We start from the raw sequence: 12,195 nt of genomic DNA, 5'->3' as shown, positions 1-12,195 counted from the left end.
CCTTAGAGCGTGCCCGGGAATGCGCCGCCGTCGAGCAGGATGTTCTGCCCGGTGATGAAGCCGGCCTTGGCGCCGCAGAGGAAGGCGCAGGCAAGACCAAATTCCTCGGGGTCGCCAAAACGTCCCGACGGATTGAGTTTGGCGCGTTCGGCGAGCACCTGGTCTATCGTGATGCCGCGCTTTTCGGCTTCGGGCTTGGCCGTTCCGGTCAGGCGGTCGGTGACGAACGGACCCGGCAACAGGCCATTGATGGTGACGTTGTTGATCACGGTCTTGCGCGACAGTCCCGCGATGAAACCGGTGAGGCCGGCGCGCGCGCCGTTGGAAAGCCCCAGGATATCGATCGGCGCTTTCACCGCGGCCGAGGTGATGTTGACGATGCGGCCGAATTTGCGCGCCATCATGCCGTCCACCGTCGCCTTGATCAGCTCGATCGGGGTGAGCATGTTGGCGTCGATCGCCTTGATCCAGTCGTCGCGGGTCCAGTTGCGGAAATCGCCGGGCGGCGGGCCGCCGGCATTGTTGACGAGGATATCCGGTTCGGGACAGGCCTTCAGCACCGCCTCGCGGCCGGCCGGCGTGGTGATGTCGCCGACGATCTCGGTTACGGTGACGCCGGGATTAGCCTTGCGGATTTCATCGGCGGTCTTCTTCAGCGCCTCCGCGCCGCGCGCGGTGAGCGTGACATGCACGCCTTCCTTAGCGAGCGCGATGGCGCAGGCGCGCCCCAGGCCCTTGCTCGATGCACAGACGATGGCGCGACGGCCTTTGATCCCAAGATCCACAGTTTCTCTCCCGTTATGTCAGGTGATGTTTGAAAGGTGATGCGGCTACTGTAGCCAAGTCGAGCGGCCCTGATAAGAGAGCGGCTACCGCCGAAACGCATATCAGGAAGACCACGCCGATTATATGTGCCGGTCTTTCCTCAGGCGGTCGATCGTGGCCACGAGATCCGACGGAAGGGACTTGATGCCCAATTGCCCGGCGGCCGATAGCAGCGGTCGCAACCGAGAACCGGTCATGAATGTCGGTTGCTGGTTGGTTGGCAGAAGCCGGTCGAAGATCAGCACGAGGGTGGTCGCGATCAGGCCGACGCGCACCGCGCCAAGAACGGCGCCGCCAAGGCGGTCGGCCACGCCGGCTTGCTGGCCAATGACGTCGTCGAGGGCTATGCGCGCCAACTTGCCGAGCACCATGCCGGTGACCAGGAAGGCTCCGAAGAACAGCAGCGAATTCTGCGCAAACGGCGGGGCGAGCTTGTCGCCGATCTGCGGCGACAATAGCGGCATCAGTCCCATCGCGATCGGCATCGCGGCGAGATAGGCCACAATCGTAATCGCGCTGCGCAACAGCCCGGTATTGAAACCGGTGACCACAGAGATAGCCAGGCCGAGATAGACGATGGCGTCGAAGCTGTTCATCGGAAAAATTCCACCGGGTTTCGATACCGATGCTTCGTCAATGAATCGGATTGGCGATCGCTAAAATCGTCCGTATCGATGGGCCGGGGCGGCTGAGGATCGGCTCTCTCCCCGTCATTGCGAGCGAAGCGAAGCAATCCATCGCGCGGCATAACGGATGGATGGATTGCTTCGTCGCTTCGCTCCTCGCAATGACGGCGGACGCGGCGCGCCGATCAAACTGCCCGCATTTCCGCTCTTATCATGTCCGCGGCCTTCTCGCCGATCATGATGGTCGGTGCGTTGGTGTTGCCGCCGATCAACGTCGGCATGATCGAGGCATCGACCACGCGCAATCCCTCGACGCCATACACCTTCAGCTTCGGATCGACCACGGCCATGGGATCGTTCACGCCCATCCTGGCTGTGCCGACCGGATGATAGACGGTATCGACGCGCTCGCGCAGCAGGGTCCGGATGTCGTCATCGCCATGCACGCCTTCCGTGAACATCTCCTTCTTCTGCAACGCGCGCAGTGCCGGCGTCTCCATCAGCCGCCGCGTGGTCTTGAAGCCCGCGACCATGGTTTCCAGATCGTCAGGATCGCCAAAGAAATTCGGATCGATCAGCGGCGGCGCAAACGGATCGGCGCTTCCAAGCGAAACGCTGCCGCGACTCTTCGGCCGCAGCAGGCAGACGTGGCAGGTAAAGCCGGTGCCGCGATGGCGCTTGCGGCCGTGATCGTCGGCCAGCGCCATGCCGAAATGAAGCTGGATGTCGGGGATGTCGAGGTCGGGCCGGGTTTTCAGGAAGCCGCCGCATTCGGCGAAATTCGACGTCATCGGCCCGCGACGCTCGCGCCGATACTGGCGGATGGCCCGCAGCAGCCGCGGCAGCGCTTTCAGCGAAATGCCGTTGAAGTTCGGATTGTCGGACATGTAGCCGAACACGAAATCCGGGTGGTCCTGCAGGTTCTGCCCGACGCCGGGCAGATGGTGCACGGTGGCGATGCCGTGTTTACCAAGCTCGGCGCTGTCGCCGATGCCCGACAGCATCAGGAGATGCGGCGTCTGGAAGGCGCCGGCGGAGAGGATCACCTCGCGCCGAGCGCGAATTTGTTTGATCTCCTTGCCTTGCCGGTACTCGACGCCGACCGCGCGCTTGCCTTCGAACAGGATGCGGGTGGCGTGGGCGTGGGTCTCGACGCGCAGATTGGCGCGGCTTCCCATATGCGGGTGGATGTAGGCGCGCGCGGCGCTGCAGCGTTCGCCATTCCGCTGCGTCAGCTGATAGATGCCGAGGCCTTCGTGCTCGTCGGCATTGAAATCCTCGCGCAGCCGAAACTGCGCTTCCTGCGCTGCCTGCAGAAATATCCGCTGCACCGGATTGCCGGTGCGCGACTTGTTGACGGTAAGCGGTCCGCCCTTGCCGTGATATTCGCCGCCGAAATCGGCATTATCCTCGGCACGCTTGAAGTAGGGCAGCACATCCGCGAACGACCAGCCGGTGTTGCCGAGCGAGGCCCATTGGTCGTAGTCGGCGCGATGGCCGCGGATATAGACCATCGCGTTGATGGCGGAGGAGCCGCCGAGCCCCTTGCCGCGCGGCTGATAGCCGATGCGGCCGTTGAGGCCCTTCTGCGGCACGGTGTTGAAGGCCCAGTTGTTGACGCTGCCGGCAACCATCAGCACGAGCGCGAACGGCGTCGTGACCACCCAATTGTCGTTCCGGCCACCGGCATCGAGCAGCGCCACCGACGTCTTCGGATCTTCCGAAAGCCGCCCTGCCACCGTGCAGCCGCCGGAGCCGCCGCCCACCACCACGAAATCGTAAGCTTCCGCCACGCTCATTCCCCCCGGATTTTTTGTTCTGGCGACCTCACGGGCCGCGCCTTGGTCGCCTCTTGGGGCGCAAAACTCCGCTTTTGGGGCGTTTATGGCAAGAGCGGTTCCAGGAGGCGGTTTTTGCGCTCCAAGTGCTCGTTTTTGCTGTCATAAAATCTGCAAAAGCGGGATCTTGCCCCTTTCCAAAGCAGGGCGACGTTGATACATACCCCTCGCGCCCGATGGCTTTGCCCGGGTTGCCTTCTCAGGAAGCCTCCGGACGGGATCGATCGGCGCAAACACGCGTTGGCCGGGTTCGTTTCGGGTCCGGTTTTTTTGAAGGCAGTGCAACGGTTTAACGCGGGGTGGAGCAGCCCGGTAGCTCGTCAGGCTCATAACCTGAAGGTCGCAAGTTCAAATCTTGCCCCCGCAACCAAATCTAATTGCGAAAACCCTGGTCCCAGCGACCGGGGTTTTTCGTTTTCAGGGCAATCGCCAGAATTTCCGGCAAGCCACCCGCCGAGCTTCCCATCGCAAACCAATCGGATGGGTGTTCAAATCAGCTTCTGCGGCCGTCAACGGCAGAACTGCGCTATGCCGCCAGACGTCGAAAGTTCGGCTAGCAGCCAGCGTTTGAACACCTGAAGCGTGCGGTTGCGCTGCGCGCCCGGCGGATGGACGAGCCAGTAACTCCCGGTCGGATGCGCTAGCGAAAGCGGCCGACAGATCGTGCCTTGACGCTCCCGCTCGATGATGAACGGCTCCAGTCCAAGCGCCACACCGGCGCCTTGCTCGGCAGCCTGCATCGCAGCGACAAAGCTGTCGACGGAGATTGTCCGTGCCGGCTTCAGTTTGGCGACGCCGGCGTGCTCCAGCCATAATGGCCACGCAGCCGGGAAAGTCGTCACGTGAATCAGCGCGGCGCGCCTGAGGTCGCTTGGCTCGCGCAGGTTCAGTCGGCGTGCCAGCGAAGGCGCCGCCACGGGCGTGGTCCTGATTGCCGCGAGATGGTGTGCCGTGATCCCTTCGAACATTCCATCTCCAACGCTGATCCCGGCATCGAAAGCCTCGAGTTCGAAATCGACGTTGCGGCTGGAGCTTTCGATCGCAAGGTCGATGTCCGGATGCTGCGTCATGAAGCCGGCCAGGCGCGGAATGAGCCAGGCAGAAGCGAACATCGGCAGCACCTTGAGCCGGAGCCTTTGCCGTGCCGCCTTGCCGGTTGCGGAAGATCCGACCCGCGCCAGTTCAGCAAAGGCCCGGCCAGTTGCGGCGGCGAGGATTTTGCCTTCCGCGGTCGCCGCGATGGCGCGGTGTGTACGCACGAACAGCGCGGCGCCGAGTGCCTGCTCAAGATTGCGTATCCGATGGCTGACCGCCGACGGGCTGAGATTGAGGAGCTGCGCCGACGCTTTGAAACTGCCGGTTCGGAATGCGACATCAAATGCTTGCAATGCCAGGAGCTGCGACGCGTTGAGCGACGCGGCCGCGATTGCCGGCTGAACCGCCTGCAACAGGCGCCGCGAAGTTGCCGTCGAGACCGACCTGTGGGGAGTGGGACGCGCGCGTTTCATTCGATGATCCTACTGCACCGATAACCGTCCGTCGCCTGATTTGCGGAGTACGGATGAACTACGTTCATCCGAGAACGCTCCGGTTTCTCTTGCGCGCCGACGGGGTCGAACGAAATGATCCGGCATGACCGAACCCGAGCTTGTGCGCTACGAAACCGACGGCCCCGTTGCGGTCGTCACCATCAACAGGCCGCACGCGCGCAATGCCGTCAATCCGGCGACGGCGCGCGTGCTGGCCGAAAGCTTCCGTCGCTTCGACGCGGATGCCGCGCTGTCAGTCGCGATCCTCGCAGGCGCGGAAGGCACCTTCTGCGCCGGATTCGATCTCAAGGAAACGGCCGCCGGACGGCGGGGACATCGCGTCGAGCGCGGCGATGCGCCGATGGGACCGAGCCGCTTCAAGCTGGGCAAGCCGGTGATCGCCGCGGTCGAAGGTCACGCTGTCGCCGGCGGCCTCGAACTGGCATTGTGGTGCGACCTGCGTGTCGCCGCGCGCGATGCGACCTTCGGCGTCTATTGCCGGCGTTTTGGCGTGCCGCTGATGGATCTCGGCACCGTGAGGCTGCCGCGTCTGATCGGCCACAGCCGTGCAATGGATCTGATCCTGACCGGCCGCGGCATTTCAGGCGAGGAAGCGGAGCGGATCGGGCTGGCCAATCGGGTGTGCGAGCCTGGTTCCGCGCTGGTGACCGCGCGCGAGCTCGCCCACGCCCTGGCGCGGCTTCCCCAGGCGGCGCTGCGCAGCGACCGGATGTCGGCGATCGAGCAATGGGATCTCGGCTGGGAGCAGGCGATGCTGAACGAGTTCAGGCTCGGCATCGCCACGGCCGCAACCGGGGAGACGGAAAACGGCGCGCGGCGTTTCGTCGCCGGCGCTGGACGGCACGGCGTGGCAGCGACCTAAGCTCTAGATTCTTGCTTGACGCATTTTCTTCACGCGAACCGGTATCCACCCCGGATCAAGTCCGGGGCAGGCTTTCGCTCGAACGCTATGGCACAGGTTGGGAGAACGCTCATGAACGGCATGTTGGCGGATGAACCAGAGATCGTTGAACGGATCCTTGATCACATCGACCGCAAATCCACCGATCTCAGCGACGGGGTGTGGCACGAGCCGGTCGAGCACTACACGTCGCAGGCGCGGTTCTCTGCGGAGATTCGCCAGGTATTTCGCAAGACGGCCACGCCGTTCTGTCCTTCTGCGGCGCTGCCGGACACCGGCTGCTATGTGGCACGCGATGCCGCGTTGACGCCGGTCGTTGCCGTCCGCGGCGGCGACGGCAAGGTTCGGGCCTTCCGCAACGCTTGCCGGCATCGCGGCGTGCAACTGGTTGATGGCTCCGGCTGCAAGAAGGCGCTGACCTGCCGCTACCACGCGTGGACCTACGGCCTCGACGGCCAATTGCGCGGTATTCCCGACGAACACGGTTTTCCCGGCATCGACAAGGCCGCCTATGGCCTCGTTCCGATTCAGGCCGAAGAGAGGAGCGGCATGGTTTTCGTCACGCAGGATGGAGCCGAAATTCGCGACGGCGCAACTGAATCGTTGCCGGACCTGTTCGGACCGGACTGGCGCCTCCTTACGACCGTGGAGCAGGAATTTGCGGCGAACTGGAAGATTGTCGCCGAGGGATTCCTCGAAGGATATCATATCCGCTCCACGCATCACGACACGTTCTTTCCGCTGCAGTACGACAACATCAATGTTGTCGAAGCCTTCGGGCGCAACAGCCGGATCAGTTTTCCATACCGCCGGATCGAGAAGCTTCGGAAGGTGCCGCCGGCCGAACGCAGGACCTGGGGAATGCTGACCCATGTCTACCATCTGTTTCCGAACGTCATGATCGCGACGTTCCCCACCAACATGATCATGACCGTTCTGGAGCCGCTCGCCGTCGACCGCACCCGGCTCGTCACTTACACGCTCTCCAATCTCGCTGGGCATGAAGAAGGCCGCGCCGCGATCGCGCAAGGGCGAAACTTCGTCGCGCTCGGCGCGGCGGAGGATCGTGACGTGGCCTGCGCCGCACAGCGCGGTCTTGCCGCGGGCGCCAATGACGTATTTACCTTCGGCCTGTTCGAAGGTGCGATCCGGCATTTTCACCGCAACCTCCAGACCTTGATCGGAGAAACGGCATCATGATCCATTCGAAACGGATAAGTGCCATCGCAATCGTCACCATCGACCGGCCCGCTTCTGCCGCTCGATCAGTCCCTCCGCACGTGGCGCCACAGCAGGTCGGCGATTTCGCGGCGGCGTTGCGCCTTGGCCTTGGGCGATGACATGTCCCAGCCGAATTGCGCCTCGAAGGTGTGGCGGTTCGCGACCGAGAAGAAGCAGAGCGCGTTCAGCGTCATGTGCAGCTCGTTCGGATCGATGCCTGGCCTGATCGCGCCGCTGCGAACGCCTTTTTCCAGCACCGCGGCGATCTGGTTGATGATGGGCCGCGTCATCTCCTTGAGCTTCCGGCTGGCGCTGATGTGCCGGCCGCGATGGATGTTCTCGATGGTGACCAGGCGAATGTATTCCGGGTTGGTCTGGTCGAAATCGAAGGTGAATTCCGCAAGCCTTCGGATCGCTGCCTCCGGCTCCAGCGCCTCGAGGTGGAGACCTTCTTCGGCAACGCGCATCTTGGCGTACGCCATCTCGAGGACGGCGATGAACAGCTCCTCCTTCGAGTTGAAATAATAGAAGATCAGCCGCTTGGTGACCTTCGCGCGCGCCGCAATCGCGTCGGTGTTGCCGCCAGTCAGGCCGTTTTCGGCGAACTCTGCAAATGCGATCTCCAGAATCTCACGCCTGGTCCGTTCCCGGTCGCGCCGCCGGATCGGCGGCTTCCTAGCATTCGCGGGCTTTTTCGCAGGCTCCATCTGGCCGTCCGGTCCTTCCGCGCCGGGAATGCGCGCTCGCCGTCAATATGACTGAATCGATCGCTGTTGACAGTAATTATCCCATAGGATAATTATAATTATCCTATGGATTAATTAAGGGGCGGAAGAGATGACGCGCCCGGTGCTTGGCCTTGCCCATCTGACGGCCCTGGAACTTTCGCCGCCCGCGCTGGTCACGGAGGCAGCGCACGCCGGTTTCGCATCGATCGGCCTGCGATTTGTCCCGGCCACAGCAGGTGGTCCGGCCTATCCCACGCGAGTCGGTACGGAAGCCCACCGCGCGCTCAAACAAGTTCTCGCCGCCGAGGGTGTCCGCGTGAGCGACATCGAATTCATTCAGCTCACGCCTGACATCGACGTGCAGGCCTTCGCCGGCGTGTTCGAGGCTGCTGCCGATCTCGGTGCCATTTCGGTCATTGTCTCCGGCGACGATCACGACCCTGCGCGGCTGGCTGCGCATTTCGCCGAACTCTGCGACCTCGCGCTGCCATTCGGCCTGCGCGTCGATCTCGAATTCATGCGGTGGCGCGCGATCGGCGCGCTGCCGCAGGCGCTCGCGATCGTACGTCAGGCGGGCAAATCGAACGGCGCTATCCTCGTCGACGCCCTGCATCTCACCCGTTCCGGCGGCAAGGCAGGCGATTTGATCTCCATCCCCGACGAATGGCTGCGCGCCGCGCAAATCTGCGACGCCGGAGCGGACGCGCCCACGACCGAGGCTGCCATCATCGCCGAGGCGCGCGCAGGACGGCTGCCGCCTGGGGGAGGCTCGTTGCCGCTGGGCGAGCTTCTGGCGGCGCTGCCCGCCGACGCTTTCCTTAGCGTCGAGATGCCGATGCCGGCGCTTGAGACGCGGGCGCGGATCGCCACCGCCTTTGAGGCGACACTCCGACTGCTTGATCGCTACGCGCGCGGCACGATGCGCCCTGGCCAGCGCTGCTAAAACTCACCGATGGGATTCGTGACATGAAGAACATCGCCATCGGCGTGATCGGTGCGGGCCTGGTCGGACGCAAGCACCTGCGAAAGCTCGCCGAGCGGAGCGACTATGATCTCGTCGGCATCGCGGACGTGAATGTCGATCAGGTCGAAGCCGAGCATCCGAAGACGAGTGTATTCGCCAATTACCGTAAGTTGCTGGACGAGGCACGGCCGGAAGCGGTGATCATCGCCTCGCCGAACCAGCTTCATGCCGAGACCGGCATCGAATGCGCCCGGCGCGGCATTCACATCCTGATCGAGAAGCCGGTCACGGATACGCTGGAGAGCGCGGCGGCCTTGCTGGCCGAGGTGCGCAAAAACGGCATCAGATCGCTGGTCGGTCATCACCGCCGCCATCATCTGCAGGTCAGGACGCTGAAGGCGCTGCTCGGCGAGGGGCGGATCGGCGACATCGTCGGGGTGTCGGCGATCTGGGCCACGCACAAACCGCAAAGCTATTTTGAAGTCGCGTCGTGGCGCAGCCAGGCCGGTGGCGGCCCGGTCCTGATCAACCTGATCCACGAGATTGATTTCCTGCGCTTCACCGTCGGCGAAATCCGGGCCGTCGAGGCGATTGCCTCGAACCGCCAGCGCGGCTTTGCGGTCGAGGATACCGCCGCCGCGCTGATTGAATTCGACAACGGCGCGCTCGGCACCTTCTTTATCAGCGACAGCGCGGTCTCGCCTTGGACGATGGAGCAGGGCTTGGGCGAGGCTATGGAATTCCCGTTCAGCGGACAAGGCAGCTACCGCCTGATGGGCCGCTGCGGTGCGCTCGAATTTCCGAACCTTGTGCAATGGGCGCAGGCTGATGGTGCGCAGAACTGGAATCAGCCGATCCAGGCCCGGCACATTCATGCCGGCACGATCGATCCCTATGTCGCGCAGCTCGACCATTTTCGCGATGTGATCCGCGGCACGGCGCCATCACTGCAGCCGGTCCAGGACGGCGCCCGCTCCCTGAGCGCAACGCTTGCCATTGCCGAGGCCGCAAGCGCCGGCCGGCGCATCGACCTGCGCGACCGCTACGCGGCACTAGGGCCGGCCGCAAGTCTTCAGCGCTCGTAGCTCGCCGGGTCCGGGCTATCAGACGGATGCGCAAATGCCTTACGCAAGACCGCCGACATCGGTGTCTTGAAATTGAGGCCGTTGGGCGGCACCGGCGATTCGAACCACTTCCGGTAGACCGCTTCGATCTCCGGGCTCTTGTATAGATCCGCGGTCACGCGATCGGCCACGGCCTTGAACGGCGCATCGTCCTTGCGCAGCATGATCCCGTAAGGTTCGGCCCTGGACAGGGTCTCCTCGCTGATCATATAGGCGGACGGATCTTTTGATCGTGCGATCGCGACGGCGAGTTGCACGTCATCGAGGACGTAGGCAGCCGCGCGGCCGGTCTCCAGCATGAGAAACGCCTCGGCCTGATCCTTGGCGGCCAGCAACGCGATGCCGAGATTTCGTGCGGTATTGACCTGATTGAGCTGCACCATGTTGGTCGAGCCCGATATGGCGACGACAGGCTTGCCTTTCAGATGATCGATTGTGGTGATGTTGTCGGACTTCCGCGCGGCAAACCGGGTTGCCGACAGGAAATGCGAATTGGTGAACGTTACCTGGCGCTGCCGCTCCGCATTGTTGGTGGTGGAAGAACAGACGAGGTCGACCGTCCCATTCATCATGAGCGGAATGCGATTGGATGACGTGACGGCAAGCGTCTCGACGGCGACATTCGCGACTTTGAGCTCGCGCTTGACCGCGTCGACGATCCTCAGGCAGATGTCGACGGCATATCCGATCGCCTTTTGATCGCCGTCCAGGTAGCTGAAGGGCACCGAGGCTTCCTGAATGCCGAGGATGATCCTGTTCGTCTCCTTGATCTTTTGCAGCGTTCCGGTCAGTTCGCTCGCATTGGCAGGCACGGCCAACAAGGCAGCCGCGATCATCGCCGCAGACAGGCGCATCGCTTTTTCTCCATGAGCATCGGCAGTTCTTGTGAAGGCTTGAGCAAATCGGCCCCGCAGCAACACGATCACCGTCTTAGCCGACATTGTTCTCGCGTGCTATCAAAGCCTGCTTCTATCAGTTATCGAACAATTTGATCGGCAAGCCGCATGTCGGGCGGCGCGCGAACCGGCACCTAAGCGATCTCCGCGGAGCCAGGCCCCGGGTGGGTGTGGACCTGCTTGGCATGAATGGGCTCGCCGCATTCCGAGCAGATCATCACCGGATCGAAAAACTTGCCGCAGTTCTTGTGCTGATGCAGCAGCGGGCGGCCGCGCTCGTCCACCATGTGGGTGTCGCCCCAATGCACGATCGACATCACCACCGGATACAAATCCAGGCCGCGTTGCGTCAGGATGTATTCATAGCGGGCCGGGCTTTCCTGGTAGCGGGCACGCCGCAGCACGCCGTAGCGGACGAACTTCTTCAGCCGGTCCGCCAGCAGATGCCGGGTAATGCCGAGCTTGGATTGAAACTCGTCGAAGCGGCGTACCCGAAGAAAACACTCCCGCAGGATCAACAGGCTCCACCGGTCGCCAATGACCGCCACCGTGCGCGCCAGCGAGCATTGTTCTTCCTCAAGCGTGTCCCAGCGCATCGCGCTCTCCGGCATTGATCAATCGATACAACAGGATAGCACATTAAATTCCAAATCGGAATGCGTCAGCATAAACCCGTTTGGCAGGAATAATACGGCTCGCTAGCCCGTATAAGATTGACAGTTCTTTTTTAGAACTATAAATGTCGACGCCAGATCAAGCCCGAAGGGCCCGTCAGGCCGTACAAGCTCGGGAACGCGGGGAGGGCCGTATGTCAGAGGCCGGCATGTTGAAGGTCGAATTTCATTTCGATTTCGGAAGCCCGAACGCCTATCTGGCGGCACGCCTGATTCCGGACATCGAGCGACGGACCGGGACCAAATTCGACTATGTCCCGGTGCTGCTCGGCGGCATCTACAAGCTCACTGGCAACAGCTCGCCCGCCGACTATCTGAAGGGCATCAAGAACAAGCCCGACTACATGGCGCTGGAGACCGAGCGCTTCATCAAACGCCACGGCATTACCAACTACCGGCGCAACCCGTTCTTTCCGGTGAACACACTGCAATTGATGCGCGGCGCCATTGCGGCGCAGGCCGAAGGTATTTTCTGGCCATATTTCCAGGCGGTCTATCACCACATGTGGGAAGAGCCCAAAAAGATGGACGATCTCGACGTGATGCTGGAGGCGCTGGCCTCGTCGGGGATCGACGCCAACAGGATCGCCGCGAGATCGCAGGATCCCGCCGTCAAGAACCGGCTGGCGGCGTTGACGCAGGACGCCGTCGATCGCGGCGCTTTTGGCTCACCGACGTTCTTCGTCAATAACGAGATGTTCTTCGGCAAGGACCAGCTTCGCGACGTGGAGGAGGAGATCCTGGCGCAACAGCGCGCCAGGGAGGCCTCCGGCTCGTCCGAGAGCCGCCGCGCGTTCTGATTTCGCTTTCGGGATCGAAGGCCGACAAGGATCAAACAGTTCGTCATC

General features: G+C 62.8%; 12 protein-coding genes and 1 tRNA gene. 6 read left to right on the top strand and 7 right to left on the bottom strand.

Translation table 11 applies throughout. The features are described from left to right. Positions 1-2: 2 nt before the first annotated feature. The 3 genes from LMTR21_RS34150 to LMTR21_RS34140 all read right to left on the bottom strand — a co-directional run bounded on the left by LMTR21_RS34150 (position 3) and on the right by LMTR21_RS34140 (position 3,244). Positions 3-785 (bottom strand): SDR family oxidoreductase, encoded by a 783-nt coding sequence (locus LMTR21_RS34150; RefSeq protein WP_065751929.1) that lies wholly within the window; start codon positions 783-785, stop codon positions 3-5. 120 nt (positions 786-905) lie between these two features. Next, complete coding sequence (locus LMTR21_RS34145; protein WP_065751928.1) at positions 906-1,421, bottom strand: CvpA family protein; 516 nt, start codon at positions 1,419-1,421, stop codon at positions 906-908. Positions 1,422-1,636: 215 nt separating this feature from the next. Then, positions 1,637-3,244, bottom strand: a complete 1,608-nt coding sequence (locus LMTR21_RS34140) for a GMC family oxidoreductase (RefSeq protein ID WP_187399261.1) — start codon at positions 3,242-3,244, stop codon at positions 1,637-1,639. A gap of 338 nt (positions 3,245-3,582) precedes the next feature. Here LMTR21_RS34140 and LMTR21_RS34135 point away from each other — a divergent pair. Further along, positions 3,583-3,659: transfer RNA gene (locus LMTR21_RS34135), tRNA-Met, on the top strand. 139 nt (positions 3,660-3,798) lie between these two features. On the opposite strand, the gene LMTR21_RS34130 is transcribed toward LMTR21_RS34135, so the two are convergent. Continuing rightward, positions 3,799-4,797, bottom strand: coding sequence for a LysR substrate-binding domain-containing protein (locus LMTR21_RS34130; protein ID WP_246174798.1), 999 nt, complete (start codon positions 4,795-4,797; stop codon positions 3,799-3,801). 124 nt (positions 4,798-4,921) lie between these two features. Here LMTR21_RS34130 and LMTR21_RS34125 point away from each other — a divergent pair, with 124 nt between their 5' ends. Further along, positions 4,922-5,701 carry a crotonase/enoyl-CoA hydratase family protein gene (locus LMTR21_RS34125; protein ID WP_065751926.1) on the top strand — a complete coding sequence of 260 codons (780 nt, stop codon included), beginning with the start codon at positions 4,922-4,924 and terminating at the stop codon, positions 5,699-5,701. Between the two features lie 111 nt (positions 5,702-5,812). Then, on the top strand, positions 5,813-6,940 hold the full coding sequence (locus LMTR21_RS34120; RefSeq protein WP_065751925.1) for an aromatic ring-hydroxylating oxygenase subunit alpha: 1,128 nt from the start codon (positions 5,813-5,815) through the stop codon (positions 6,938-6,940). Between the two features lie 65 nt (positions 6,941-7,005). Here LMTR21_RS34120 and LMTR21_RS34115 read toward each other — a convergent pair whose 3' ends face one another. Beyond that, positions 7,006-7,668, bottom strand: coding sequence for a TetR/AcrR family transcriptional regulator (locus LMTR21_RS34115; RefSeq protein WP_065751924.1), 663 nt, complete (start codon positions 7,666-7,668; stop codon positions 7,006-7,008). A 130-nt stretch (positions 7,669-7,798) separates the two neighbouring features. On the opposite strand from LMTR21_RS34115, the gene LMTR21_RS34110 reads away from it, so the two are divergent. Further along, positions 7,799-8,632: a sugar phosphate isomerase/epimerase family protein gene (locus LMTR21_RS34110; RefSeq protein ID WP_065751923.1), complete on the top strand. Its 834-nt coding sequence runs from the start codon at positions 7,799-7,801 to the stop codon at positions 8,630-8,632. A gap of 23 nt (positions 8,633-8,655) precedes the next feature. Further along, complete coding sequence (locus LMTR21_RS34105; protein WP_065751922.1) at positions 8,656-9,738, top strand: Gfo/Idh/MocA family protein; 1,083 nt, start codon at positions 8,656-8,658, stop codon at positions 9,736-9,738. On the opposite strand, the gene LMTR21_RS34100 is transcribed toward LMTR21_RS34105, so the two are convergent. Continuing rightward, on the bottom strand, positions 9,726-10,631 hold the full coding sequence (locus tag LMTR21_RS34100) for an amino acid ABC transporter substrate-binding protein (protein WP_065751921.1): 906 nt from the start codon (positions 10,629-10,631) through the stop codon (positions 9,726-9,728). The genes LMTR21_RS34105 and LMTR21_RS34100 overlap by 13 nt on opposite strands. A gap of 176 nt (positions 10,632-10,807) precedes the next feature. Beyond that, positions 10,808-11,269, bottom strand: a complete 462-nt coding sequence (locus tag LMTR21_RS34095) for a winged helix-turn-helix transcriptional regulator (protein WP_065752252.1) — start codon at positions 11,267-11,269, stop codon at positions 10,808-10,810. A 212-nt stretch (positions 11,270-11,481) separates the two neighbouring features. Between LMTR21_RS34095 and LMTR21_RS34090 the strand changes: the two genes are divergently transcribed. Further along, the gene (locus LMTR21_RS34090; RefSeq protein ID WP_246174789.1) at positions 11,482-12,147 is read left to right on the top strand and encodes a 2-hydroxychromene-2-carboxylate isomerase; all 666 of its coding nucleotides are present in this window, start codon (positions 11,482-11,484) and stop codon (positions 12,145-12,147) included. The last annotated feature ends 48 nt before the right edge of the window (positions 12,148-12,195 follow it).

Origin of the sequence: Bradyrhizobium paxllaeri, from assembly GCF_001693515.2 — a bacterium.
GTDB classification, from domain to species: Bacteria; Pseudomonadota; Alphaproteobacteria; order Rhizobiales; family Xanthobacteraceae; genus Bradyrhizobium; species Bradyrhizobium paxllaeri.
Note: the sequence above shows the minus strand (reverse complement) of the source record. Positions and strands in the feature narration are given on the sequence as shown.

Coding starts and splice junctions, on each gene's coding strand:
- LMTR21_RS34145 (WP_065751928.1), bottom strand. CDS start 1,421: ATGAACAGCTTCGACGCCATCGTCTATCTCGGCCTGGCTATCTCTGTG.
- LMTR21_RS34115 (WP_065751924.1), bottom strand. CDS start 7,668: ATGGAGCCTGCGAAAAAGCCCGCGAATGCTAGGAAGCCGCCGATCCGG.
- LMTR21_RS34125 (WP_065751926.1), top strand. CDS start 4,922: ATGACCGAACCCGAGCTTGTGCGCTACGAAACCGACGGCCCCGTTGCG.
- LMTR21_RS34100 (WP_065751921.1), bottom strand. CDS start 10,631: ATGCGCCTGTCTGCGGCGATGATCGCGGCTGCCTTGTTGGCCGTGCCT.
- LMTR21_RS34090 (WP_246174789.1), top strand. CDS start 11,482: ATGTCAGAGGCCGGCATGTTGAAGGTCGAATTTCATTTCGATTTCGGA.
- LMTR21_RS34095 (WP_065752252.1), bottom strand. CDS start 11,269: ATGCGCTGGGACACGCTTGAGGAAGAACAATGCTCGCTGGCGCGCACG.
- LMTR21_RS34105 (WP_065751922.1), top strand. CDS start 8,656: ATGAAGAACATCGCCATCGGCGTGATCGGTGCGGGCCTGGTCGGACGC.
- LMTR21_RS34130 (WP_246174798.1), bottom strand. CDS start 4,797: ATGAAACGCGCGCGTCCCACTCCCCACAGGTCGGTCTCGACGGCAACT.
- LMTR21_RS34110 (WP_065751923.1), top strand. CDS start 7,799: ATGACGCGCCCGGTGCTTGGCCTTGCCCATCTGACGGCCCTGGAACTT.
- LMTR21_RS34120 (WP_065751925.1), top strand. CDS start 5,813: ATGAACGGCATGTTGGCGGATGAACCAGAGATCGTTGAACGGATCCTT.